Below are 25,239 nucleotides of genomic sequence, written 5' to 3'. Positions count from 1 at the left end.
TTTGTGAGGTAAACATTCATTTAAAATGAGACTTTACGTTTCATACTATAGTATCAAATATTCTCTCGACGATATGGGCTCAATATGACCAGTAATCCAAAACCAATTGATATGTCAGCGTATTGGTTGCCATACACGCCAAATCGTTATTTTCATCAACATCCTAAAGTCATGAAATCAGCAAAGGGAGCTTACTACTTTGATGACCATGGTCGAAAGTTGTTTGATGGACTTTCTGGATTATGGTGCTCTCCTTTAGGGCATGCAGATCCGCGTATTGGTGCAGCGATTGCGAAGCAATATGACACCATGGATTATTGCCCTGCGTTTCAGATGGCAAGTGAGGCTACATTTACTTTAGCCAGTCGCATTGTGAAGTTAGCACCCGCAGGTTTAGACAAAGTCTTTTTTACTAACTCGGGCTCCGAAGCAGTTGATACTGCGCTGAAAATCGCGATTGGTTATCACCGTGTTCAAGGTAATGCGTCACGTATTCGAATGATTGGCCGCGAGCGCGCCTATCATGGTGTTGGTATTGGAGGAATTTCTGTAGGGGGCATTGTTGCTAATCGCAAAATGTTTGCCAGCATGATGATGCCTGGCGTTGATCACCTCCCACATACCCTCAATTTATCGCAAATGGCTTTTTCAAAAGGGCAGCCCACTTGGGGTGCACACTTAGCTGATGAGCTAGAAAGAATCGTTGCACTGCATGATGCCAATACCATTGCTGCCGTTATCTTGGAGCCGGTCCAAGGTTCAACCGGTGTATTAGTGCCACCGCTAGGATATCTGCAAAAGATCCGCGAGATCTGTACGAAGCATGGCATTTTGCTCATTTTTGATGAGGTCATTACTGGCTTTGGGCGTTTGAGCGCGAATTTTGGTGCAGATCGATTTGGTGTGACCCCCGATATGATCGTCTTTGCTAAAGCAATCACGAATGGCGTCATTCCCATGGGCGGTGTCTTAGTGCGTGGCGATATTTATGACTCGATTATGGGTGGCGGCGGGCAAGAGCAATTGATCGAATTCTTTCATGGCTATACGTACTCAGGCCATCCGATTCCCGTTGCGGCGGCACATGCAGTATTGGATATCTTTGAGTCAGATGATTTAGTGAATCGCGCTAAAGCACTCGAGCCTATCTTAGAAAATGCCTTACATGCACTGAAAGGCAAATCAGGCCTATTAGATATTCGCAATATCGGTTTGTCTGGGGCGGTTGAGCTCGAACCTGTACCTGGAAAGCCTGGCTTACGTGCTATGAAAGTGCTAGAGGCCTGTATCGAGAGAGGTGTCTTAGTCAGAATTTCAAACGACACCATCGCAGTAGGCCCCCCATTTATTTCTACACCAGCAGAAGTAGAAAATCTCATTAGTGCCTTAGGGGATGCAGTGGATGATGCGATGAAGTCTAATTGAATAAGTGATAGATGATGGGTATGGCGACAGCGCTAATCACGCCGTTCATGCCCATCGCTAGACTGGCATAAGTGCCTGCCTCTGGATGAATACTAAAGGCACGCGAGGTACCAATGCCATGCGCTCCAATACCAATCGCAAAGCCGCGTTGCCACCATGCTTTCATACCCAAAGCATTCAGAATAAAGGGTGCCAAAATAGCCCCCAGAATGCCGGTAGTGACCGCAAAGATAGCGGTTAAGGTTGGCGAAACGGCAATGCGTTCTGCAATACCCATTGCAATGGGCGCGGTGACAGATTTGGGATACATCGCACCGGTAATACTCGCATCAGCACCAAATAATTTAGCAATATTGACTGCGCTAATAATCGATACCAAGCCGCCTGCAATTAAAGAGCCGATCAATGGGATAGATCGACCCTTGAGACTACTCAATCCTCTATAAATGGGGATTGCTAGTGACACCGTCGCAGAGCCTAATAGAAAGTGAATAAATTGAGCACCTTCAAAATAGGTGGTGTAAGGCATCTCCACAAACTGAATAATGCTAGCTACCAGAATGATGGCAATCGCAACGGGATTAGCTAAGGGATTTTGTTTAGCCTTTTTATAAATCCATAGGCCGATTTGATAGGCGGCCAAGGTAATAAAGAGCGCAAATAGGGGGCTGCCTGAGAGGTAGACCCAAATCTCCACAATGGAATGTTGCTCTCTCAAGAATCTAACTCTTTCGTCTTTGGGCTAAGAAAACGTACGACGAGGGCGCTCACTGTAATCGTCAGAATCACGCTACCCACTAAGGCACTCACGATAGCTAGCGCATTGGCCTTAAGCTCTGGAAGAAAGAGCACTACTCCAACGGCTGCTGGCACAAATAACAGCCCCAGGTATTGACTAAAACCATCTGCCACCATCGCTAGATCAGGGTGAATTCCTTTACGGAGAACCAGCCAAGCAATCAAGAGCACTAAACCAATGACAGGGCCTGGCAGTGTCGGGAGGGCAAATTGAGAGATTAACTCCCCAAGAGATTGAAAAAAGAGTATTTGGACTAGGCCGGAGATCATAGTGTCATCTTAGTGCCATGCAATCACATTTCAATCTGAGAATACTACGGAAGTAGCGCCATTGTTCAATACCCGATCATGCAGATAGTAGCGTAGGGCACGAGACAAGACAGTGCGCTCTAAATCCCGTCCCTTGCGGACTAAATCTTCAGGGGTATCGCCATGCGTGACACGTGTGACGTCTTGTTCAATGATCGGCCCTTCATCTAAATCACTCGTAACAAAGTGTGCGGTTGCGCCGATAAGCTTAATACCGCGTGCGTGGGCTTGATGATAGGGCTTAGCACCCTTAAAGCTCGGTAAGAAAGAATGGTGCACATTAATACAGCGCCCGGATAGCTGAGTAGATAAGTGATCTGACAGAATTTGCATGTAGCGAGCCAAGATCACCATATCCACTTTATCTTTAGCCACGATATCTAATAATGCGGCTTCTTGCGTCGCTTTAGTCTCTGGTGTAACGGGTAGATGATGAAACGGAATATCCGCAAAATCAATGCTGGCATATACCTCACGCGGGTGATTAGAAACAATCCCACAGATAATCATAGGAAGTTCGCCAATGCGCCAGCGATAGAGTAGATCGACTAAGCAATGGTCTAGTTTTGAAGCCATGATCAATACGCGCTTATATTCTTTTACAGCCCGTAAATCCCAGCTCAATTCAAATCGATTGGCAATTTCTATAAAACCTGTTTTAAGTACATGCGCATCCGCGGCACAGCTAAAACTCACGCGCATGAAAAAGCGCTTAGAGGCTTTGTCATCAAATTGTTGTGCCTCTTCAATATCGCCACCCTGTTCAAAAATGTAGGTGGAAACCGCAGCAACAATGCCCGGTCGATTTTTGCAAGTAAGGGTGAGGTAGTAGTTTTCTATAGTCATACTGTATTTTAGACTGCTGTGTATTCCTACTAATACATTACGACATGCGCGTACTTACGGATTCTTGGGAGGCGCTACGATATCGGCAGGCCCGAGGTAAGGCTCGCTCAGATCTTTCACAGGCGGAATCAGCACATCGGTACAAATGGGTTTCGGCCCTAAGGCATTTAGAAAATTACAGTCTTTTTTAGTGGCCGCTGAGGTAGCGTGCTCAAGAGGAGATTTACCCGTAGCCGCAGTAGAGGCCAAACTGGTCGCTGTCATAGGGTTGGCTACCGCTGCAGAGGCAGCAGCGGTACCTACTGTACTAGCAGTAGAGGTGGCGCCACCCATTGCAATCAGAGGTACTGCACAGCCCATGAGATTCAGAAGAAGGGCTATGCCCAGTAAGCTCAGGCGAAGATAAGCCAAAGCAGTCCTTTGCAATAGAAGATTTACTTACGCTGACAGACCACGTTGAAGACCCCGGCCGTCCAGGATTCATTGGGAACGGGCTCAAATTCACTATTGGGGGTTTGGTTGTCAGACACCACTTTGCCACTACCTTTGTTACCAGAAAATTCTTTATATTCAATTGGGCGATAGCTGATAGCCGGACAGTTGTATTCATTTAGTCCGATGATTGAACTGACTGGCTGCTTTGTTTTGGGATTAAGCCCTGGTTTTTTAAAATCCAGCATCGACAAAATTTGAGCCTTTTCACCAACATCACTTATCGTATCAAGATCAACGTAGACCACCATCAATTCATTAGAGCCTAACTCCTTCCAGGCAGCATGACTGTTAGCAATCGGCAGAAGGCAAAGAGCGCTTAAGAGGGCGAGAGAGTATATTTTTTTCATGATGTGACTTCTATGCTGAAGGTAGGTATTTAGGTATGTAGGGTAGAGATGCTAGTGTACTCAAATGCTCTATGACTATTCTAAACACCTTCAACTTATCTTTGTGGACTATTGAGCTCCAGCTTTCTGCTGATTCTATCGGGCCTCATTTGCAGAGCGAGGTATTCATTCTTAGCCCAGAGTGGGCTCATATTGCGATAAAGCTTGCTTTGAACCCAGCCGGACTGACCTGTTTGATAGATAAATAGAGATTGCTCTAAGTCCGCCAGATCATATAGGGCGCGTAAGCTAGGGGCTTGCTTGGTTTCGAAAGGGTTCTGAGATTTTAGGAGCTCTAGTCGTCCGACGTTGATAGTAAAGCTATCACCTGGAAATTGTTGGACGAGATTAAATACGCTATTTAGCATCGGTACTTTACTCAATGGCCTATGCTCTGAAATCGCAGTATGGGCTTGCCCCCAAGACCAATCTTGCGGGTTGTTGCCAAACTGCCTACTCAGTTGCTCCAAGGCCTGACCTAATGCAGCATTTGATGCATCCGCACACGTTTCGATAACTTCAGTAGCCAGATCATCACACCATAGGCTGTTAGGATTTTGCATTTGTATGGTCAGGGCATCTCTAAAACTACGCGAACCATAGTTCTCAGTAAAGAGATAACTTAAACGTGAAAAAAGATTGCGGGTTAACTGATCAACCCAGGCATTAAAAATCAATGCGCCGATACTATCCACTTTCATATCACCATCAAAGTGCTTACTTAAGCTGATTGCTTGTTGTGCTAAGGGATGTTTTGACTGCGCAGCTTTAAAGGCTTCCAATAATGGTGTAGCTCCTAAGGAGAGCGTATCTGCCTGCATGGATTTCATGGAGGCGAGATCATGGGTAGGTTTAGCTTTGATGAGATCCACAATGCGGTCATAGCGAGTGGGTAATTCCCAATCGCCAGTGAGTGGATTAGGATTATTGGCTGCCAAGATCTTCTGATTGGCTGTGGCAATCCAACCTGAGTCAGGATTGTGACTATTCGGTAACTGCTCAAATGGAATATAGCTTGACCAGTCGTATTGCTTTTCCCAGCCCAGTGCTGGCGCTACGCCGTATAAGCCTTGATGTAGGATACGCTTAGGCGCTACCCCAGCCGCTTGATAAGAAATATTGCCCTCTGTATCCGCCATCACCACGTTTTGCATAGGCGCATAATTTTTGCGTAAGGATTTTGTAAAAGTATCCAGGTCTTTTGCCTGATTCATTTCTAACAAACCCACAACGGATTGATTTTCAAGATCCAGCGCTGTCCAGCGTAAGGCTAAAACAAATCGGTCTGTATCAATCGCTCGTTTAGCCCGCGCATAAGATTCTGAGATCACAGGGCCATGCCGCGTCTCCTTTACCAAAAAGCGTAAGGGTGGCTGACCTTTGATGTCGATAATTTCTTGGCGTACAGTAAAGGTGAGTGGACCCTCTGGACCACGATAGGAGCCAGGATTCTTGGGGTCAAGTTGTTCAAGATAGAGGTCTTGTACATCTGGGCCAGTATTCGTAAAGCTCCAAGCAAATTTTTCTGCTCTACCCAGAACTACTGCTGGTATTCCAGGGAGGGTTGCGCCTATGACATTCAGGCCGGGGGCATCCAAATGGGCAAAATACCAAATTGCTGGTGCCGATAGGCCGAGATGCGGATCATTCGCTAGTAGAGGTTTGCCAGAACTCGTGAGCCTGCCATTGAGCGCCCAGTTGTTGGAGCCCAAGCCCTCTTTACCGCCTGGGATCTCAAACAGGGATAGCTCTGTGGAGGGAAGCTTTTTAGATTTCTGATCCCTAGTAAGTACTTCAGGATTAAAGACATTCAGATCGCGATACATCTTGGCAAAATCGATATTGCTGACTGGCTCACCCGGCGTATAGGCAGGCATGACTTCCCATACTTGTTTAGTAGTGAGGAATTGCGATAGTTCAAGACGTAGTAATTCTTTTTGCCAATTGCCACCAAGATCTAGTGCCATCATCAGCATCCATGCGACGCTATCTGTAGGAGACCAATGACCTGGTTTAGAGCCCGCTAAAAGGTATTCCAGTGGTAAAGCCCAGCCTAAATGGGCGTTCCCAGTATTCACCCCATCAGCATAGGCTTGCAATAATCGTTTGCTAGCAATAGGGTAGCGCTCAAATTGCTTTTCAGCAGCGCGCTTAATGCCCAATGTACGAATAAAGCGATCGATAGAAAGCGTATCTTTGCCGAGGATTTCAGAAAGACGACCACTGGCTAAACGACGATTAATTTCCATTTGCCAAGAGCGTTCGCTGGCATGTAAGTAACCCAAGGCAAATAAGGCATCAGCGGCAGTTTTCGCTTTAATGTGGGGAATATCACTCGCATCAAACGTGATCTCAACAGAGTCACCCAGATTTTTGATGGTGCGCTTACCTGAAATACTTGTTTGGGCTGATAAGAGGTATATGAGCCCAGCAATGATAGACAGCAAAACTAGGCTAGACAGCAGCCAGAGGGTTCCCTTGAGTAAGGTTTTAAGACCCGCTCTAGGGGGGAAGATTTTCATGGGAATAGTGTAGTGGGTTTGCCTATTCGGGAGGCAAAGCTTGGCTAAACAGGACTTGAAGCCCAGGGACACCTGTACATGCTAAAATCATTTGTCTTGATGTATTGAGTACGGCTTTATTGCTCGTGCGGGCCCGAGTGGTGAAATCGGTAGACACAACAGATTTAAAATCTGTCGCTTTCCGAAAGGGGCGTGCCGGTTCGATTCCGGCCTCGGGCACCAATCAGACTGTATCTTTTAATTCATTCCAAGATCGTGATAAAAACACTCTCTGTTATTTTCTTGCTTATGATCTCAGGCTTCAGTGTTGCAGCAATGCCCCTCACTTTTACTTGTGAGCGCTCGGAGCGCAATTACATTGAGACCTATGAGTTACAAGTTACACCTGCAAGCAAAGGGCAAAAAGCGAAAGTGTTTTTAGATGGACGTGACCTAGATCGTGCTGATGAAGTGGGGCAGCAATCGGTTCAAAATGTCCTCATTACAGAATCTACGGTGTTGATCTCAATCAAGGCAAGCTTTCTGCCTGAGGTGTTTGATGGCATGCAATATGGAGCTGGTTCCGTAGTGACCGCCATTCATCTGAATCGACAAACTGGTCAGCTTAGAAAAGTAGAAACGATCACTGGCGGGATACTCTCTGCCACACTAGGTGGTGGGACTAGGACCTATCAAGAGCAGTGTACGGTAATGAAGTAGTACATGGTGAACTAATCAGGTTCGGTAACAAAACCTAATTTAGTCAAGCCAGCACGGCGCGATGCAGCAAGTACTTGCGCAACATATTCATATTTCACTGACTTATCGGCACGTAAATTAATCTCTGGTTGCGGTTCTTTTTGAGCTGCTTTTTCTGCATAGCCACCAAAGGTATCAAGAGTAATAGGGGTGCTATTCCAAAATATCTGGCCTTTGGCATCAATCGTGAGTTGCACCGACTCAGGCTTGACCTCATTACGAACACTATTGGCTTTTGGTAACTCCACTTTGACCGCTTGCTGAATCACGGGCAAGGTAATCATAAAAATAATCAGTAGAACCAGCATGACATCCACCATCGGTGTCATATTGATTTCTGCCATGATGCCTTCTTCGTTTTGATCGTTTTGCAGATTAAAAGACATCGTTATTCTCCGGACTTGACGCGAGCACCAGTTACAAAATAAGCCAGTAGATCATTACCAAAGCGATTGAGGTCTGCAACCAGCAATCTATTGGCGCGATTGAGCGCATTAAAACCTAATACCGCGGGAATCGCTACTGCTAAGCCGATAGCCGTCATGATGAGTGCTTCTCCAATCGGGCCAGCCACTTGGTCGATTTGTGCACTTCCAGAGCTGCTAATGGCGATCAAGGCATGGTAGATGCCCCAGACCGTTCCAAATAATCCAACGAATGGCGCTGTAGCACCGGTCGAACCTAAAAAGGTCATACCCTTTTGCAGTCCTGCAGCTACTCCATCAATACTATTCTTGATGCTTCTGGCCATCCATTCTGAATAGTTTAGCGTTTGCAACAACTCACGATGGTTGCTAGATTGACTTTGATGATGGGTTGAGGCACCACTAGCTGCCTTAGCAATATGGAAATAAGGATTGTTGGCAGGGTTAGTAAACCCCTGGAGACCTTGCTCATAGGAAGTGGCGCGCCAAAATTGATCGAGCTCTGGTTTAAATTTTCGTAGATTACGCAGATCCCAAGAACGCGAAAGCAAGATGACCCAGGTCACAATCGAGGATACCAACATCACAATAGCTACAAAGCGAATAATGTTATCGCCTTCAAGCCATAAATTTAATAAGCCAAATGGTGTATTCATAATGATTAATTCTTTAAATTAAATTTAATTAACAGGTTAGTAGAAATTCTGGCAGGTGCACCATTTACTACAAATGGTTTGAAACGATAACGCCGACCTATGTCGGTTGCTGCTCGATCTAAGCGTGGAAAAGAGCTTGAGCGTAATAATGCAACATCCTCAACATTGCCATTTTCATCAATAATCAGCCTCACAACCACTTCACCTTGCTCTCCAGATCGCTTGGAGAAAGAGGGGTAGTAAGCATCTGCATCGGGCTGATACACCACAACCAGTTTACCAATATCAGTCTGAATAGGCGTGCCGCTTGATCCCGCGTTAGTGGAAGGGGCAACCGCTGCATTGGGCATCTGGTCACTTTTAGACTGCTGTGGTGTGGGTGGCGTACTGGTTTGCTGCTGAGCTTGTGGTGGAGTGGGTGCTTGCGTGGATTTTTCATCCACCGTTTTTTTCTGGGGCTCTGTTTTAGGTTTAGGTTGAGGTGGAGGCGGTGCCGGAGCAGCTTGCGGTTGTTTAGAAGCTTCTGGACTCACCAGATTCGCCATCACTCTAGCGTCATCTGCACTGGTGTCACTATCCGGTTTCATACCACTCTCAAAGCCTCTTAAAAAGAGTAGGTGCAAAATAATGACTATGCCGATGATGATGCGCTCTGCCGGATTGAAAGGCAGACGCGTACTCAGTTTGGATAGCAGCATCTTCAATGAAAGGTACTCACTGTGATGGATTTTGTGCGGTGCGTACTGAGATCTGACTGCATCAGTTCATGCGCCATTTTGAGCAATACTTCCGAGTCTTTGCTACTAATAAATTGCACTGATCCTGCCACATCGTCAGCAGCTATCGAAGTATCTTGCAGTAGCAAACTTCTTTTGAGCTGACGCACGACGGCTTCACTAGTATCAATCAGGTTAATGGCATCACCTAGTAATTTGCGGATGGCTTTTCTTAAGAAGGGATAGTGGGTGCATCCTAACACTAGGGTATCTGCACCTGCCTCTTGAATCGGTATGAGGTGCTCAGCGAGTAACTCTAAGGTAGCTTCGCTATTGGCTTGACCTGCTTCAATCAGGGGTACGAGACCAGCGCCCGCTTGTTTAATAAATTGGCAGTGATGGGGCAGGGTTGCCAGTAGGGCATTGAACTTATCACTCTTGAGCGTCGCTTCTGTTGCCAGTACACCAACCACACCATTGGCCGATTGCATTGCTGCTGGTTTTATTCCTGGTTCCACTCCCACAATTGGAATATGCGGAAGTGCAGAGCGGATCTGAGCAATTGCTTGTGCCGTGGCGGTATTGCAAGCAATCACAATGGCATCACAACCTTGAGCTACTAAATAGTGGCACAGCTCCAGGCTCCGAGCGGCAATCCACTCACTAGATTTCTCACCATAGGGGGCATGTAGAGAATCGGCGAGATAAATATAACGGTGCTCTGGAAGCTGACGTAGCGCCTCATCCAACACGGATAAGCCGCCTACCCCAGAATCAAATACGCCGATGAGTGCCAAAGAATAAGCCGCTCTAAAAAATGGTAATTGACTTAAGCAATCGTGACTGGAATATTGCCAATCTTCGCTTGCCATTCTTTGGGGCCTGTCTCATGCATGGAGATGCCTGCAGAGCTCACCGCTACAGTCACAGGCATATCTTTGACATCGAATTCATAAATAGCTTCCATGCCCAAGTCAGCAAAGCCAACGACCTTAGCAGTTTGAATAGCTTTGGAGACTAAATAAGCAGCGCCACCCACAGCCATCAGATAAGCAGATTTATGTTTCTTAATAGCTTCAATCGCTACTGGTCCACGCTCCGCTTTTCCAATCATGGAAATCAAACCCGTTTGTGAAAGCATCATCTCTGTGAACTTATCCATTCTGGTGGAGGTAGTCGGACCTGCTGGCCCCACCGCTTCATTGCCAACTGGATCGACTGGGCCTACATAATAGATCACCCGGTTTTTAAAGCTGACGGGGAGCGCTTCTCCTTTGGCCAACATGTCTTGGATACGTTTGTGCGCGGCATCACGGCCGGTCAAAATTTTGCCATTCAAGAGCAAGGTGTCGCCTTCCTTCCAAGCAGCTACTTCGGCAGGTGTCAGGGTGTCTAAGTTCACCCGTTTCGATTTTTTGGTATCTGGTGTCCACGTCACATCGGGCCAATCACTTAATGAAGGAATATCAAGCTTGGCAGGGCCATCACCATGCAAATGAAAGTGCACATGGCGCGTAGCGGCGCAGTTTGGAATCATGGCAACAGGTAAAGAAGCCGCATGGGTTGGGTAGTCCATGATCTTGATATCTAAGACGGTAGTCAGACCACCTAAACCTTGGGCGCCAATACCAAGCTTATTGACCTTATCAAAAATTTCTAAGCGCAATTCTTCCACGCGATTTTGTGGGCCACGGGCGATCAGCTCTTGAATGTCTACCGGACCCATTAACGACTCTTTGGCCATCAGCATGGCTTTTTCTGGAGTACCGCCAATACCAATTCCTAAAATACCTGGTGGGCACCAGCCTGCACCCATAGTTGGCACAGTCTTGACTACCCAGTCCACAATAGAATCCGAAGGGTTGAGCATCGCCATCTTGGCTTTGTTCTCAGAACCGCCGCCTTTGGCAGCACAAATGACCTCTACACCATCCCCTGGGACGATTTCATAATGAATTACCGCTGGAGTGTTATCACCCGTGTTCTTACGTTTGCCCGCGGGATCGAGGAGTACCGAGGCACGTAAGGGGTTGTCGGGGTTCATATAGGCGCGGCGAACACCCTCGTTAACCATGTCTGAAACACTCATCGTGGCATCACTCCATTGGACCTGCATACCAATTTTTAGGAAGACCACAGCAATGCCAGTGTCTTGACACATGGGGCGGTGGCCTTCGGCACACATCCGACTATTGGTCAAAATTTGGGCAATAGCATCCTTGGCGGCAACCCCTTGCTCTAGCTCATAGGCCTTACCCAAGGCGGAGATGAAGTCTTTGGGGTGGTAGTAGGAGATGAACTGGAAGGCATCGGCAACGCTTTGAATCAGGTCATTTTGTTTAATTTGGGTCATGGTGATAGGCTTAATAGAGTGAGGTGATTTTGATCTTGCGTTGATATTGAGTTGATGTTGCATTGATGTTTTTGCTATTTTAAGGGTTTGCCATAGAGCAAAACCACTGTGTTTTCGCTTATCTTATTAGCTGTTGGGGCAGATTCTCCTGATTCTGCTTGATTTTGGTAGAAAATAAGCACTAATTATTCAATAGAGGGCTACACAGTATGGAAGCATTAATGCAAGAAAATCGCGTATTTCACCCACCTGCTGACTTTGTAAAGGGTGCTGCTATTCCTAGTATGGAAGCCTATAACAAGTTATGTGCCGAGGCTGAAAAGGATTATGACGGTTTCTGGGCGCGTTTAGCCAATGAAAATATTTACTGGAAAAAGCCTTTTACAAAGGTTTTGGATGAATCTAAAGCGCCTTTCTATAAGTGGTTTGAAGATGGCACTACAAATGCCTCTTACAACTGTCTAGACATTAATGTTGAAAAAGGCCTGGGCAATAAAACCGCGATCATTTTTGAGGCGGATGACGGTACGGTCAGTAATGTGACTTATCAAGAGATGCTCGAGCGTGTTTGCAAAATGGCAAATGCGCTACGCAAGATGGGCATTAAGTCAGGCGATCGCGTCATTATTTATATGTCCATGTCGATCGAAGGCATTGTGGCTATGCAAGCGTGCGCACGCATTGGGGCGATTCACTCGGTTGTCTTTGGAGGTTTCTCTGCTAAGTCATTGCAAGAGCGCATTGTGGACGTGGGTGCGTGTGCGGTCATTACGGGTGATGAGCAATTACGTGGTGGCAAGCCATTGCCACTGAAGGTGATTGTGGATGAAGCACTGACGCTAGGTGGCTGTGAAAAAATTAAGAATGTCATTGTCTACAAACGTACAGGCGGTAATGTAGCAATGACGGCAGGTCGTGACAGTTGGATGCACGATGTAGTTGCTAATGAGTCAACGACGTGTGAGCCAGAGTGGGTAAGTGCTGAGCATCCATTATTTATTCTGTATACCTCTGGATCAACCGGTAAGCCAAAAGGTGTGCAGCACTCCACGGGTGGTTATCTGCTATGGGCTATTCTCACTATGAAGTGGACCTTTGACATTAAGCCCGAGGATATTTTCTGGTGTACGGCTGATATTGGTTGGGTAACGGGTCACTCCTACATTACTTACGGTCCGCTCGCCGTAGGGGCAACAGAAATTGTGTTTGAAGGCGTACCTACATTCCCGAATGCAGGTCGTTTCTGGCACATGATTCAAAAACACAAAGCGACGATTTTTTACACAGCACCAACCGCTATTCGCTCTTTGATCAAAGCCTCCAGTAATGATGAGGCAGTACATCCTAAGAGTTACGACTTATCCTCATTGCGCCTCTTGGGTTCAGTGGGCGAACCAATTAATCCTGAAGCCTGGATGTGGTATTACGAGAATGTTGGTGGTTCACGTTGCCCGATTGCAGATACTTTCTGGCAAACCGAAACCGGTGGCCATATGATTTCTCCATTGCCGGGCGCGACGCCGATGATTCCTGGATCTTGCACATTGCCATTGCCAGGTATTATGGCGGCGATTGTGGATGAGGCAGGAGCCGATGTGCCTAATGGCCAGGGCGGCATTTTGGTAGTCAAGCGTCCATGGCCTTCCATGATTCGCAATATTTGGAATGACCCCGATCGTTTTGTGAAGTCTTACTTCCCAGAAGAGTTAGGCGGCACATTGTATTTAGCGGGCGATGGCGCAATTCGCAATAAGGACACTGCCTATTTCACGATTACTGGCCGAATTGATGATGTCTTGAACGTCTCTGGTCACCGTATGGGCACGATGGAAATTGAATCTTGCTTAGTGGCTAATCCGCTAGTTGCAGAAGCAGCCGTAGTAGGGCGCCCCGATGAATTAACGGGTGAGGCCATCTGTGTGTTTGTGGTGCTTAAGGGTGGACGCCCAACAGGTGATGATGCTAAGAAAATAGCAACAGAGTTACGTAATTGGGTAGGCAAGCAGATTGGCCCAATTGCTAAACCAAAGGATGTGCGCTTTGGCGATAACTTGCCTAAAACTCGCTCTGGCAAGATCATGCGCCGCTTATTGCGGGTGATTGCTAAAGGTGAAGAAATTACGCAAGACACCTCTACTCTAGAGAACCCAGCGATCCTGGAGCAGCTCAAAGAGGCGCTATAAGCAAATAGACGCACACCCTTTTGTTAATCGTATAATCAATGGTTACCGGAAGGGTGGATGAGCGGTTTAAGTCACACGCCTGGAAAGCGTGCGTAGGTTTATAGCCTACCGCGGGTTCGAATCCCGCCTCTTCCGCCAGGTATTATTCAAAAAACCCAGTTAATTCAACGAGTTACTGGGTATTTTGTTGCCTATATTTTCCCTAGTACCCGCATTGGTACCCATTTGTAATCCAATATAAACAAACTGTATTTACATATTTTTTTTGTACCTTAGTTTTATGTTTGGCATATCGAAAGTGTTGAACATTAATCGTTAAAGTAATGGAATCATGGAAATTTTGATCAGACCTACTGGACTTCGCATGGTCGAAGGTCGGCCGAGATTCTTGAATCTTGAGGAGTTAACAGATGTTGATGCCATCTCAGTAACCGCTAATTGGAATGGCTTCACGATTCTTAGAGGCTATGCCTCTAGCCCCGAGTGGAGGGATGTGTTGACTGAGGAATTGGTGCAGAGCTGCAATTTAAGTAATAAGGTCGTAGCCTTAGATGGCCCTGAGATGATGCTCTTCCTTGTTCCGAGGACCAAGGGCCACGGAACAACCCTTAAGCTTATTACTGATTTGTTTGTGGCGATTGAGCGCCATAAAATCAAAACCCTTGATTTCACACACTATGCTTGCTTACGAGGAAACCTTCCTGAAGGGGAGATTCTTGAAATACTGAATTTCCTCTTTAATCCTAAGCTAACAACTTGCCTAGAAACCTTGATCTGGAAGGTGGACGCTAGGATGGAAGACGAAATGAGAGACCTTTTTTTCAGGTCCAGCCGAGTTTGACTGGAATTTCTTAAATAGCATCCCTAAAAGAGGCCCCCTTATTTATACAAGGGCTTTACTGGCAAACTGCACTCAACCATAACCACCTATTTAAGGTGCGTTTTCTCTACTTCAGCAAGAAATTTAGATATGGACAAGTTAAAAACCACTGCCAGCTTTTGAATAGTTACCAGGGAAGGTTGTTTGTCGCCTAGTTCAAGGGAGCTTATAAAAGTTCTCCTTAATCCAGCTTCAAAGCCTAGCTGCTCTTGTGTGAAGCCATGCTTAAGCATCAGTTTTCTGAGTGTTTCCCCAAAAGCGCCAATGACATCCATTTTTTCCTCGTGCATTACCGAGGATTGTTAAGTTTTGACTATCCAATGTCTTCCCACTATAGTAGGAGTTACTTATAAAAAATAACAGGAATAAGCCTGACCGCACTGATTTAATTTTTTAAACTTCAAATTTAATCTCTGGGATTTATGATTAATCGTCTTTTCTTCGCATTATTAGTGCTGTTAGGCTTGGCTATTAGCAACATCTCACACTCGCAATCTTTTGAGGGAGTTTATGGTCAATTAGGTATCGGCTACGCAAGTAGTGCGCCCGCATTTACCAATAATAATATAAATACAACATTCGGCCGAATACCAGATTCTGGGTTTGGTTCTACAACTAGTAACTTTACTGGAACTGCAGCTGCTGGTTTTAACCACAGCATAAGTAGTAATTTTTTACTTGGCTTGGGAGTTGAGTATTCAGTCCTATCGGGACAAGGATCTTCCTATCAATTTACCAATAGTTATTACGATACCTATGCAGGAAATTTTAAAAAGATTTCTGGCACTTATAAATTGCTAAATTCTTACAATATATTTCTTTCGCCAACTGTGCTTTTATCTGAAGAGTCTGCCCTATATGGAAAAATTGGATTTACAGGCGCTGATTTTCAGCTAGATTCATCGACAAAAAGTATGACTGGCTATTCCTTGGGGCTAGGATATAAAAGACAGATTTTCAATGGATGGTATGCATTTGGAGAGGCAAACTATTTTAATTATGGAAGTCAAAGTAGGGTAGTTAACGGTACGCTTAGCGCAATGCCGTATACATTCTCTGGAAACTATTCGGTTACCTCATATAATATTTTGGCAGGAGTGGGATATCAGTTCGGCGGGCAAGAAAATGTAAATAAAAGTCCTTTAAGCCTGTTTCGTTCTGAGTACGATAATTCCTCTTTAAGCACTCAAACTAGTAACGAGCTTGGTTTTACGCTTTCAACATACAGATATACAGAGCCATCCCTTTCTGTTGCCATTCAATCGACAATGGTCGGTATTGATTATTCCGGGATATATGCATTTGGAGGCGATGTTTTTTTTAAGGCCGATTTAAGATATGCAAACGGCCCTGCAAATTATTTTGGTAGCGGGATAAGTGCGGGCGATCCTAATTGGTACTATGACGCCAGAGCATTAGCGGGTATTGATTTGAAGTTTGATAATTTTGTAATAGCGCCATACACAGGCCTGGGTTATAGACATTTAGTAAATGGCACCTCTGGCTCCTCAACATCTACTGGTGCAATTGCTTATCAGAGAGAGAGTACCTATCAATATATCCCAATTGGTGCTATTCATCGTATGCCAATTGGATCGAGTGGAAAGCTGGAGACTACCGCTGAGTTTGATTATTTAATTAAAGGTACTCAGGTATCGGACCTTTCAGTTATCAATGGGTACTACGGGGGAAATGTCTCCTATCCCAATCAAACAAATAATCAAAATACAGGGTATGGATTGAGATTATCAGTTATGTATAGTGAGAAAAACTGGTCAATAGGACCATATATGAACTATTGGAATATCGCCCAATCAACTACGAATTATTACAATGTCATGGTTGGAGGGGTTGCCTACCCTGCATATGCGTACGAGCCTTCGAATGTGACCACAGAGATAGGATTAAAGGTATCTCTCAGATTCTAGTGAGAGCATACCTGCGCACCTCAACAAATGATAAGTGATCTTCTGAAACGTAATTACAGCTTCTTTTTATTTTTTGTTATTTGGATTCTTTATGGTTGCGCAACTCCTCAGTCTATGCAAAGAGCCACGGACTTTAATGTCTGTAGGGCGGTTTTACTAAAGCCTCCTCTGATGAACTCCAACACTCTAAATGAGGCCTTTAGACAGGCGCAGGCCAGGGGGCTAAATTGCCAGGTATATGCCGCTGAGATTTATAGACAGCAAGGCGAGGGGATTTCGCAGTTACAAGGCGTATCACAAGGCTTAATGAATAATCCAAATTACGGCAGAAATTACACCCAACCAAGTAACGTAAGGCCCTTTGACAATGGTCAAGTTTGCTTCAATAAGGGAAATTCTGTTTCTGGGGCATACAGAAATTGCTTCTATCAATGCGTGGGTGGAAATGTTGTTCAGAGTGTTGGCGCTGCGGAAGTGTGCCCATCTTCAATCATTCGTTAGCTAATCGTAGGATTATGTGAGATTTGAATGGTTAAGTATTGAATTAACCAAAAAAATACACCAAGGTCTAAGGGCCCAGGATTGAACTGCTGTCAATTTAGGTCCACTACTTGAGAGAGTTTTTCTATAGTAAATCATTGCAATAAACTCGGTTGGTTTTGGATGATTCTAGGTACTTGGGTTTCGGGTGCTGGCGGTCTATAACCTAAAGCACTATGAGGCCTTACTTGGTTGTAGTGCTTGACCCACTCACCCACGACTACTTTGGCTTCTTTTAAGCTATAAAAGATCTCTCCATCCAATAGGTTATCTCTAAAGGTCCCGTTAAAGCTCTCACAAAAGCCATTCTCCCAAGGACTGCCTGGGATGGTAATCCTCCCCTTTTTAACCTAAGCTAAAAGTAGAGGCTGGTACTGCAAGTGCTAGTTTTTGTTTAGGAGTAATTCCTCCTAAACCCATATTGGGTCTTTCGTGATTGTAGGTCCACATCCATTTGGTTGCAAAGTCTTGTACTTCATCAATCGATTCAAAGAGGTATTGATTAAGCCAGTCATATCTCACGGTGCGGTTATAGCGTTCAATATAAGCATTTTGCTGTGGCTTACCTGGTTGGATATAACTCATCTCAATTTGGTGTTTAGCAGCCCATGCAGTCAGGATGTTTCCTACGAGTTCGGGGCCATTATCACAGCGTATTTTTAAGGGCTTGCCACGCCATTCAATGATCTGATCGAGTGACCGGATCACTCGTACTGCGGGCATAGAAAAATCAATATCAATGGCTAAGGCCTCTCGATTAAAGTCATCGATCACATTAAAAAGGCGGATGGTTCTGCCATCATGAAGTTGGTCATGCATAAAATCAATCGACCAAGTGTCATTAATGCCTTGAGGTACAGCTAAGGGTAAAGGCTTTTCCCGAACTAAGCGTTTATGGGGTTTAATCCGTAGATTAAGCTCTAGTTCCTTATCCCTAAAGGGACTTCCCTTGGTCGTAATCCGGTAAACCCGCTTGTGGTTCCAGGTAAATCCCTTCACGTTACGCAAAAATAAGAAGCAAAGACCAAAGCCCCAGTTGCGTTGATTGTGAGTAAGACGGATCAGCCAATCGGCAATAAGGGCATTGTCAGAAGACAGCTTAGGGCTATAGCGATAGCAGGTCTGGCTAATGACAAAGGTATCGCACGCTAAGCGGATGCTCATACGACCCCTTTTTACTTCTTGGCTGGCCATCTCACGGCGGCGAGATGGCCGAGTTACTTTTTTTGCAAAACTTCCTTTAAGATATCTGCCTGGAGTTGGACTTCGGCGTACATCTTCTTTAGGCGGGCATTTTCAAGCTCTAACTCCTTTACGCGGGACATCATAGAAGCATCCATGCCGCCGTATTTAGAGCGCCATTTATAGAAGCTAGCAACGCTAATATTGTGCTCACGGCACAGTTCTGGGGCTGGCACGCCAGATTCGGCTTGCTTGAGAATGGCCATGATTTGGCTATCGGTAAATCGGGAGGTCTTCATAGAATTTCCTTTAAATCAAACTACATAGAAATTCTACTTTTAAATCAAGTTAACCTAGGGGACGATTACCGATGACCATGGCGTTTGCGAGTTGCTCAATCACTTGAACCGATCCAATCCGTCTAGCGCAGTGGATGGTGAGGCACTTTCTGCTGTACTCATCGATCATGGTGAGCATGCGGATCTTGCCACCATAAGCATCTCTGATAAACACAAAATCGTAGCTCCACACATGATTGGGATGGGTGGCCGATAAGCGCATGCAGCTTCCGTCGTTTAGCCAGAGTCTACCCCTAGGGGGTTGCTTTTGTGGGATCTTGAGCTCTTCCTCACGCCAGATGCGAGCTACTTTACTAGTAGTCGCTTGGCTCCAACCAGCATTGCGCATCATGCTGGCAATAAACCGATAACCGTATCTACCGTAGGTGCTTGCCATACGGACCACCTCTGCTCGTAGCGGCGTCTCATCATCTCTTGGTAAGGGCATGTAGCGATAAGCTGCTCTGGAGAGCCCTACTAATTCACAAGCTAAGCGCTCTGATGTTGAGTATTTCTGCATCAACACCTGAGCAGCTGTCTTACGCTTAGTAGGGCTTAGAAGTTTCCCTTAATGACTTCCTTGAGCATCACTTCTCGTAGCGATAAGTCCGCTACTAGCTTCTTGAGCCGGGTGTTCTCTAGCTCCAAATCTTTGTACTTGCGAGCTTGATCGACCTGCATACCGCCGTACATTTTTCTCCAGCGATAGTAGCTTTGCTCAACCGTTCCCACTTCTTTACAGGCCTGGGCAAGGGTTTTGCCATTCGTTGTCAAAACATCAATTTGGCGTAACAGGGTGACGATTTGCTCGGGTTTGAGACGTTGACCTTTGGCCATGTTTAGTACTCCTTTAGGGTGAAGATTATCAAAAATCCTCTCTTTAGGAGTGGTACTAAAAATCAGGTCAGTTCACCTCTGGTGTCAATAAATCTGCACATTATCAGTAAACCTGGATGGTGGGGTCAGAGTAAGCTGGAAGTTGTAGGGAGCAATAATATTTCCCGATCAGGAAATATTAATGAGTACACAAATACATAACTCTCTAGATTTAGGTCTCTTAGTGCGTGAGACTCGCAAGCGCTTGAAATTTACTCATCCACAGTTGGCTCTAGCTTGCAGATGAGAACTTAAAAACATTGGCCAATCAACGGGCAAAGATAGCGCTTGATCTGATGGTCAAAATGGACCAGGCCTTGGAGATCGCATGACTTTGAAGGAGGTTAAGTCAGTCAGCGCCGCAAAAGAGGACGCCCCTCTCGAACTTGAGGTCAGAATCAAGTAGACTTGTGTTATGAAATCATTTAAATCACTAGTTCTTTTTGTACTCACTATCTGTGCAGCCATAACGCTATCTGGCTGTGGCTCCATTGAGTCAGCCGCTTCGGATGACTGCACATCGATAGGCTGGCAGATCGGTAGTAAAGGCTATCAGGATTGCTTCAAATCACGTGTTTATGAGCGCAAACTCGATTACTCCTTGCCGCCTGGCGATAAACCTTCTCCCTCTGTGATCTAATATAAGGGTAAACCCTAGTTTTAATCCCTTGAGCGCCGTCAAGGACTTGCTGAGAGAAATAACTCAAAATCACAGGATGATTTTGCTTGCTCCTCTATATAGTCAAAAGGTGCCCCTACCTTTATTGGGGTTGCAAGCATTGTTTTCTATTACTTGTATTAGTGCGACCAGAAACTAGAGACTAGACACCATGAATCACCCCAAGCCCTCGAACGAAGTCAAGGCTATTGCCCTAGCCACGGCAGATGACTTAAGGGAAACCATTCGTCGCAAGAGTAAGTTAAAGGGCCGCCAAGCCGATGATGTCTCTGTAGCTGAAGTGCGCCAGCTTATTGGTTTGGCGCCACACCGTCGCGACTTGTTAATTGAGCATTTACATAAACTCAATGATGCGTATCTCGCTTTACATGATCGCCATTTAGTGGCTTTGGCAAAAGAAATGAATGTGCCCATGGCTGAAGTCTATGAAGTGGCCACTTTTTATCACCACTTTGAAGTCGTGCGTGGTAACGATCCTGTAGCCGATATTACTGTTCGTGTCTGCGATGGCATCGCCTGCGAATTAGCTGGCGCCCAAAATCTACTGGCTAAGCTGCCCGGCATCTTAGGTAATCCAAAAGTGAAAGTGATTGCTGCGCCGTGTATTGGTCGCTGTGAACAAGCGCCAGCAGTAGTAGTTCATCAATACCCTGTGCTATTTGCGACTACCGATAAAGTGGCTGCTGCAGTCAACAATCAGATGACTACGCATCCTCTAGCGAAAGACGATGGCAGTTTTGATCCTGCGACCTTTACTGAACAAGGCGTCTCTCAACAAGGCGATAACCAAGCAATTTCTCCAAGCTATGTAGGTTATGAAGCCTACAAAGCCAATGGGGGTTATGCTTTAGCAAAACAGATTCTTGAATCCAAAGTAGGTAATGCGCTGGATAGTGAAAGCATTATCAAGATTATGGAGAGCTCAGGCCTGCGTGGTTTAGGCGGTGCAGGATTTCCGGCGGGGCGCAAGTGGCGCATCGTGAGAGACCAAGTCGCGCCAAAGCTCATGGCAGTCAATATTGATGAAGGTGAGCCAGGCACATTTAAAGACCGCACTTATTTGGAGCGCGATCCCCATCGCTTCTTAGAAGGTTTGCTGATCGCCGCTAGCGTAGTAGGCATTGATGCTTGCTACATTTATTTACGTGATGAATACCATGGCTGCCGCGAATTGCTTGAGCTAGAACTCAAAAAATTACAGGCTAATCCACCATTTAAATTACCCTTAATAGAATTGCGTCGTGGCGCAGGTGCCTATATCTGCGGGGAAGAATCCGCCATGATCGAAAGTATTGAAGGTAAGCGCGGTGAGCCCCGCATGCGCCCCCCTTATATTGCGCAAGTTGGCCTATTTGGTCGCCCTACCCTTGAGCACAACTTTGAGACCCTGTACTGGGTCCGCGATATTGTGCAGCGCGGTCCAGAGTGGTTTAGTTCTTTTGGTCGCCATGATCGAAAAGGTTTGCGCAGCTTTAGTGTCAGTGGGCGCGTGAAGAACCCTGGTGTGAAGTTAGCGCCAGCAGGTATCACGATCCAAGAGCTGATTGATGAGTACTGTGGTGGTATGCAAGAGGGTCATGCGTTTTACGGTTACTTACCGGGCGGTGCATCCGGCGGTATTTTGCCTGCCACGATGAATGCTATTCCGCTTGACTTTGATACCTTGCAACCCTATGGTTGCTTTATTGGATCGGCAGCCGTGATGGTCTTTGGCGACAAAGATAAAGCGCGTGATATGGCCTTAAACGTGATGCACTTTTTTGAACATGAGAGTTGTGGCCAATGTACCCCGTGCCGCGTTGGTACCGGTAAAGCCGCCACACTAATGCAAGCTCCATCATGGGATCAAGACACCTTAGATGATTTAGCGATTGTGATGGTCGATGCATCGATCTGTGGGCTGGGTCAAGCCGCACCAAACCCCATTCGCTGTATTGCAAAATATTTCCCGCAAGAAGTTGCGTAACTGAGTCAATAAAAAATATGAACGCACCAGTAAATGCTAAAGAATTGCAACTGCAAATAGTTGAATTCAAGTTAGATGGACAAACCATCATTTCTTATGAAGGGGAGACTATTCTCAAGGCAGCTAAACGTCATGGGATTGATATTCCGCATCTGTGCTTTAAAGACGGTTATCGCGCTGATGGTAATTGCCGTGCTTGCGTTGTAGAGATTAATGGTGAGCGCACCTTAGCGCCAAGTTGCTGCAGAAGCGCTACGCCGGGTATGGAAGTCAAAGCCCAAAGTGAGCGTGCTGTGAAGAGTCAAAAGTTGATCCTTGAGATGTTGTTATCCGATATGCCAGATGAAGGCTTTAAGTGGGTTGGGGATAGCGAAGCCGAAGAGCAAAAAAACCAACATGGTGAGCTGAGTACTTGGGCAACACGGATGGATGTCACTGTACGACCAGAACTGAAAGCGTTGCGCCGTGAGAAGGTGGCGAGTGATGTATCCCATCCAGCGATGGCTGTCAATTTAGATGCTTGTATTCAATGCAATCGTTGCGTACGCGCTTGTCGTGAAGAGCAGGTCAATGATGTGATTGGCTACGCCATGCGGGGTAGTCATAGTGAAATTGTTTTTGATCTGAATGACCCTATGGGTGACAGTACTTGCGTAGCTTGTGGGGAATGTGTACAGGCATGCCCTACAGGTGCGCTCATGCCTAAGGGTCTGATTGGTTCACAAATAGTGGATCGCAAGGTAGATTCTGTATGCCCATTTTGTGGCGTAGGTTGCCAAATTACCTATAACGTTAAAGATGAAAAAATTGTGAGTGTAGAAGGGCGTGATGGCCCTGCTAACCATAATCGCTTGTGCGTTAAAGGGCGCTTTGGAATGGACTACATCCATAACCCCCAACGCCTTACTAAGCCCCTCATTCGTAAGACAGGCGTTCCTAAAGATGAGAATGCGACTCAGAACCCGCAAGACTGGTCTAGCATTTTCCGTGAAGCTACTTGGGAAGAGGCACTAGAAGCTGCTGGCGGCGGCTTTAAGAAACTCAAAAACCAATATGGCAATAAGGTATTGGCGGGCTTTGGCTCAGCTAAAGGTAGTAACGAAGAGGCTTACCTCTTTCAAAAATTAGTGCGTACGGGCTTTGGTAGTAATAACGTCGATCATTGCACCCGTCTTTGTCATGCATCATCGGTAGCTGCGCTCTTAGAGGGTGTGGGTTCTGGCGCAGTGAGTAATCAGGTCAATGATGTAGAGCACTCGAGCATGATCTTTTTGATTGGCTCAAATCCTACAGCCAATCATCCCGTAGCAGCGACGTGGTTTAAGAATGCGGCTAAACGGGGTGCGAAGATTGTGTTGTGTGATCCTCGTATTACTGATATGGGTAAACATGCTTGGCGCACCATGCAGTTCAAGCCCGATACTGATGTAGCGATGCTCAATGCCATGATCTATACGATCATTGAAGAAGGTTTAGCAGATAAAGACTTTATTGCCCATCGTGCGAATAACTTTGAAGCACTTAAAGAGAATATCAAGGGCTATAGCCCTGAAGCGATGGCACCTATTTGCGGTATTCCGGCAGAGACCTTGCGTGAAGTAGCGAGAGAATTTGCGACGACAAAATCAGCGATGGTTTTGTGGGGCATGGGCGTGAGTCAACACGTTCATGGAACAGATAATGCCCGTTGCCTCATTGCGTTAGTCAGCATTACTGGCCAAATTGGTAAGCCCGGCTCTGGGTTGCATCCTCTACGCGGTCAAAATAATGTGCAAGGCGCTAGTGATGCCGGTTTGATTCCGATGATGTTCCCCAACTATCAGCGCGTAGATAATCCTACAGCACATGCCTGGTTTGAAAAGTTCTGGGATACCCCGCTAGATAAGAAGCCAGGCTATACGGTCGTCGAGATTATGCATAAGATCACTGCGCCTGATAGTGATCCCGATAAGATTCGAGGCATGTATGTCGAAGGGGAAAACCCGGCGATGAGTGACCCAGATTTAAATCACGCACGTCATGCGCTAGCCTCTTTAGAGCTGCTGGTAGTGCAGGATATTTTTATGACAGAAACCGCTTTACTGGCTGATGTTGTATTACCAGCCAGCGCCTGGCCTGAGAAGGTAGGTACTGCAAGCAATACCGACCGTATGGTGCAGATGGGCAAAAAAGCGATTAATCCTCCTGGTGATGCCAAGCCAGATCTGTGGATTATTCAAGAAATTGCCAAGAAGATGGGTCTGAATTGGAATTACGCAGGCCCGGATGCCGGTGTAGCTGCCGTCTATGATGAAATGCGTCAAGCCATGCATGCAGCGATTAATGGCATTACTTGGGAGCGTCTCGAAAAAGAATCTAGTGTGACGTATCCTTGTCTATCTGCAGAAGACCCAGGTCGCCCAATTGTCTTTGATGACCAGTTTGCTACTGCCGACGGAAAAGTAAAATTAGTTCCAGCAGATATTATTCATGCCGATGAGCGCCCAGATGCAGAGTATCCCTTTGTATTAATTACGGGTCGTCAGTTAGAGCATTGGCACACTGGTAGTATGACGCGGCGTGCCACCGTCTTAGATGCGATTGAGCCGCTTGCAACAGCATCTATGCATGGTGAGGATATGACTCAGTTAGGTGTTGTCGCTGGTGATGTGATTACTGTTCAGTCTCGCCGTGGTGATGTAGGTATTCATGTACGTCGAGATGATGGTACTCCGCAGGGTGTGATTTTCATTCCGTTTGCGTACTACGAAGCAGCTGCCAATCTGATTACCAATGCTGCCCTAGATCCATTTGGAAAAATTCCGGAGTTTAAATACTGCGCAGTGAAGCTGACTAAGGGTGGTAAAGCGCCTGTATCGATAGGTTACGGAACTAACGACTCTAAACAGCACATTACCGCCTGATCAACTCATGACTATCCAACCCCACCTTTACAGTGGGGGTTTTTGGATCTTGCTCTAGATCGTGAATGTAGATACAATGTAGATACATTCTAGAT

24 protein-coding genes, 2 tRNA genes and 1 pseudogene are annotated in these 25,239 nt (G+C 46.0%); 11 read left to right on the top strand and 16 right to left on the bottom strand.

Going from position 1 to position 25,239, the window contains the following annotated elements; genetic code table 11:
• Window positions 1-84: 84 nt before the first annotated feature.
• On the top strand, window positions 85-1,425 hold the full coding sequence (gene aptA, locus DCO16_RS02055) for an omega-aminotransferase AptA (protein WP_173942120.1): 1,341 nt from the start codon (window positions 85-87) through the stop codon (window positions 1,423-1,425).
• Here aptA and DCO16_RS02050 read toward each other — a convergent pair.
• The 6 genes from DCO16_RS02050 to DCO16_RS02025 all read right to left on the bottom strand — a co-directional run bounded on the left by DCO16_RS02050 (window position 1,418) and on the right by DCO16_RS02025 (window position 6,781).
• Window positions 1,418-2,143, bottom strand: coding sequence for an LrgB family protein (locus DCO16_RS02050; RefSeq protein WP_173942119.1), 726 nt, complete (start codon window positions 2,141-2,143; stop codon window positions 1,418-1,420). The two genes, aptA and DCO16_RS02050, sit on opposite strands and share 8 nt — an antisense overlap.
• Window positions 2,140-2,493 carry a CidA/LrgA family protein gene (locus tag DCO16_RS02045; protein WP_173942118.1) on the bottom strand — a complete coding sequence of 118 codons (354 nt, stop codon included), beginning with the start codon at window positions 2,491-2,493 and terminating at the stop codon, window positions 2,140-2,142. Before DCO16_RS02045 ends, DCO16_RS02050 begins: the two co-directional genes overlap by 4 nt.
• Before the next feature lie 30 nt (window positions 2,494-2,523).
• Window positions 2,524-3,378: a formyltetrahydrofolate deformylase gene (gene purU, locus DCO16_RS02040; RefSeq protein ID WP_173942117.1), complete on the bottom strand. Its 855-nt coding sequence runs from the start codon at window positions 3,376-3,378 to the stop codon at window positions 2,524-2,526.
• 54 nt (window positions 3,379-3,432) lie between these two features.
• Complete coding sequence (locus DCO16_RS02035) at window positions 3,433-3,804, bottom strand: hypothetical protein (RefSeq protein ID WP_173942116.1); 372 nt, start codon at window positions 3,802-3,804, stop codon at window positions 3,433-3,435.
• Between the two features lie 8 nt (window positions 3,805-3,812).
• The gene (locus DCO16_RS02030) at window positions 3,813-4,220 is read right to left on the bottom strand and encodes a surface-adhesin E family protein (protein ID WP_173942115.1); all 408 of its coding nucleotides are present in this window, start codon (window positions 4,218-4,220) and stop codon (window positions 3,813-3,815) included.
• Between the two features lie 95 nt (window positions 4,221-4,315).
• Window positions 4,316-6,781, bottom strand: a complete 2,466-nt coding sequence (locus DCO16_RS02025) for a penicillin acylase family protein (protein ID WP_173942114.1) — start codon at window positions 6,779-6,781, stop codon at window positions 4,316-4,318.
• Between the two features lie 131 nt (window positions 6,782-6,912).
• On the opposite strand from DCO16_RS02025, the gene DCO16_RS02020 reads away from it, so the two are divergent.
• Window positions 6,913-7,003 (top strand) — tRNA-Leu (locus DCO16_RS02020).
• Window positions 7,004-7,069: 66 nt separating this feature from the next.
• A complete protein-coding gene (locus DCO16_RS02015; protein WP_173942113.1) occupies window positions 7,070-7,480 on the top strand; it encodes a hypothetical protein in 411 nt (136 codons plus the stop codon).
• 11 nt (window positions 7,481-7,491) lie between these two features.
• Here the strand turns inward: DCO16_RS02015 and DCO16_RS02010 are convergent, their stop codons facing one another.
• From DCO16_RS02010 to DCO16_RS01990, 5 genes are read right to left on the bottom strand one after another with little or no spacing between them, the layout of a single operon-like run.
• Window positions 7,492-7,905, bottom strand: a complete 414-nt coding sequence (locus DCO16_RS02010; RefSeq protein ID WP_173942112.1) for an ExbD/TolR family protein — start codon at window positions 7,903-7,905, stop codon at window positions 7,492-7,494.
• A 2-nt stretch (window positions 7,906-7,907) separates the two neighbouring features.
• Window positions 7,908-8,600 (bottom strand): MotA/TolQ/ExbB proton channel family protein, encoded by a 693-nt coding sequence (locus tag DCO16_RS02005; protein WP_173942111.1) that lies wholly within the window; start codon window positions 8,598-8,600, stop codon window positions 7,908-7,910.
• Window positions 8,601-8,605: 5 nt separating this feature from the next.
• Window positions 8,606-9,298 (bottom strand): TonB family protein, encoded by a 693-nt coding sequence (locus DCO16_RS02000; protein WP_254598075.1) that lies wholly within the window; start codon window positions 9,296-9,298, stop codon window positions 8,606-8,608.
• Between the two features lie 2 nt (window positions 9,299-9,300).
• Window positions 9,301-10,188 (bottom strand): glutamate racemase, encoded by an 888-nt coding sequence (gene murI / locus DCO16_RS01995; RefSeq protein WP_254598074.1) that lies wholly within the window; start codon window positions 10,186-10,188, stop codon window positions 9,301-9,303.
• A complete protein-coding gene (locus tag DCO16_RS01990; RefSeq protein WP_173942109.1) occupies window positions 10,146-11,669 on the bottom strand; it encodes a fumarate hydratase in 1,524 nt (507 codons plus the stop codon). Before DCO16_RS01990 ends, murI begins: the two co-directional genes overlap by 43 nt.
• Before the next feature lie 209 nt (window positions 11,670-11,878).
• On the opposite strand from DCO16_RS01990, the gene acs reads away from it, so the two are divergent.
• The 3 genes from acs to DCO16_RS01975 all read left to right on the top strand — a co-directional run bounded on the left by acs (window position 11,879) and on the right by DCO16_RS01975 (window position 14,693).
• Window positions 11,879-13,852 carry an acetate--CoA ligase gene (acs, locus tag DCO16_RS01985; protein WP_217426681.1) on the top strand — a complete coding sequence of 658 codons (1,974 nt, stop codon included), beginning with the start codon at window positions 11,879-11,881 and terminating at the stop codon, window positions 13,850-13,852.
• Window positions 13,853-13,899: 47 nt separating this feature from the next.
• Window positions 13,900-13,990, top strand: a tRNA-Ser gene (locus tag DCO16_RS01980).
• 193 nt (window positions 13,991-14,183) lie between these two features.
• A complete protein-coding gene (locus DCO16_RS01975; protein WP_173942107.1) occupies window positions 14,184-14,693 on the top strand; it encodes a hypothetical protein in 510 nt (169 codons plus the stop codon).
• Between the two features lie 86 nt (window positions 14,694-14,779).
• On the opposite strand, the gene DCO16_RS01970 is transcribed toward DCO16_RS01975, so the two are convergent.
• Window positions 14,780-15,007: a helix-turn-helix domain-containing protein gene (locus DCO16_RS01970; protein WP_217426680.1), complete on the bottom strand. Its 228-nt coding sequence runs from the start codon at window positions 15,005-15,007 to the stop codon at window positions 14,780-14,782.
• A gap of 147 nt (window positions 15,008-15,154) precedes the next feature.
• Between DCO16_RS01970 and DCO16_RS01965 the strand changes: the two genes are divergently transcribed.
• Window positions 15,155-16,660, top strand: coding sequence for an outer membrane protein (locus tag DCO16_RS01965; protein WP_173942105.1), 1,506 nt, complete (start codon window positions 15,155-15,157; stop codon window positions 16,658-16,660).
• Window positions 16,661-16,774: 114 nt separating this feature from the next.
• Window positions 16,775-17,161 carry a hypothetical protein gene (locus DCO16_RS01960; RefSeq protein WP_173942104.1) on the top strand — a complete coding sequence of 129 codons (387 nt, stop codon included), beginning with the start codon at window positions 16,775-16,777 and terminating at the stop codon, window positions 17,159-17,161.
• 134 nt (window positions 17,162-17,295) lie between these two features.
• On the opposite strand, the pseudogene DCO16_RS01955 reads toward DCO16_RS01960, so the two are convergent.
• The 4 genes and pseudogenes from DCO16_RS01955 to DCO16_RS01940 form a co-directional block, all read right to left on the bottom strand.
• A pseudogene (locus DCO16_RS01955) lies at window positions 17,296-17,526 on the bottom strand (integrase core domain-containing protein); the annotation flags it as partial.
• A 19-nt stretch (window positions 17,527-17,545) separates the two neighbouring features.
• Window positions 17,546-18,681, bottom strand: a protein-coding gene (locus tag DCO16_RS01950) for an IS3 family transposase (RefSeq protein WP_173942103.1) whose coding sequence is annotated in 2 segments (ribosomal slippage) — window positions 17,546-18,435 and window positions 18,435-18,681 — 1,137 coding nt in all. Because the reading frame shifts where the segments join, the coding sequence is not laid out codon by codon here.
• Between the two features lie 49 nt (window positions 18,682-18,730).
• Complete coding sequence (locus DCO16_RS01945; RefSeq protein WP_173942102.1) at window positions 18,731-19,240, bottom strand: DDE-type integrase/transposase/recombinase; 510 nt, start codon at window positions 19,238-19,240, stop codon at window positions 18,731-18,733.
• 35 nt (window positions 19,241-19,275) lie between these two features.
• Complete coding sequence (locus DCO16_RS01940) at window positions 19,276-19,557, bottom strand: transposase (protein ID WP_173942101.1); 282 nt, start codon at window positions 19,555-19,557, stop codon at window positions 19,276-19,278.
• Between the two features lie 454 nt (window positions 19,558-20,011).
• On the opposite strand from DCO16_RS01940, the gene DCO16_RS01935 reads away from it, so the two are divergent.
• The 3 genes from DCO16_RS01935 to fdhF all read left to right on the top strand — a co-directional run bounded on the left by DCO16_RS01935 (window position 20,012) and on the right by fdhF (window position 25,144).
• Window positions 20,012-20,236 (top strand): hypothetical protein, encoded by a 225-nt coding sequence (locus DCO16_RS01935; protein ID WP_173942100.1) that lies wholly within the window; start codon window positions 20,012-20,014, stop codon window positions 20,234-20,236.
• A gap of 190 nt (window positions 20,237-20,426) precedes the next feature.
• Window positions 20,427-22,241 carry an NAD(P)H-dependent oxidoreductase subunit E gene (locus DCO16_RS01930; RefSeq protein ID WP_173942099.1) on the top strand — a complete coding sequence of 605 codons (1,815 nt, stop codon included), beginning with the start codon at window positions 20,427-20,429 and terminating at the stop codon, window positions 22,239-22,241.
• 17 nt (window positions 22,242-22,258) lie between these two features.
• Window positions 22,259-25,144: a formate dehydrogenase subunit alpha gene (fdhF, locus tag DCO16_RS01925; RefSeq protein ID WP_173942098.1), complete on the top strand. Its 2,886-nt coding sequence runs from the start codon at window positions 22,259-22,261 to the stop codon at window positions 25,142-25,144.
• The last annotated feature ends 95 nt before the right edge of the window (window positions 25,145-25,239 follow it).

Source organism: Polynucleobacter antarcticus (genome assembly GCF_013307245.1).
In the GTDB taxonomy this organism is placed as follows: Bacteria; Pseudomonadota; Gammaproteobacteria; order Burkholderiales; family Burkholderiaceae; genus Polynucleobacter; species Polynucleobacter antarcticus.
This window is presented reverse-complemented; position numbering and strand designations above follow the sequence as displayed.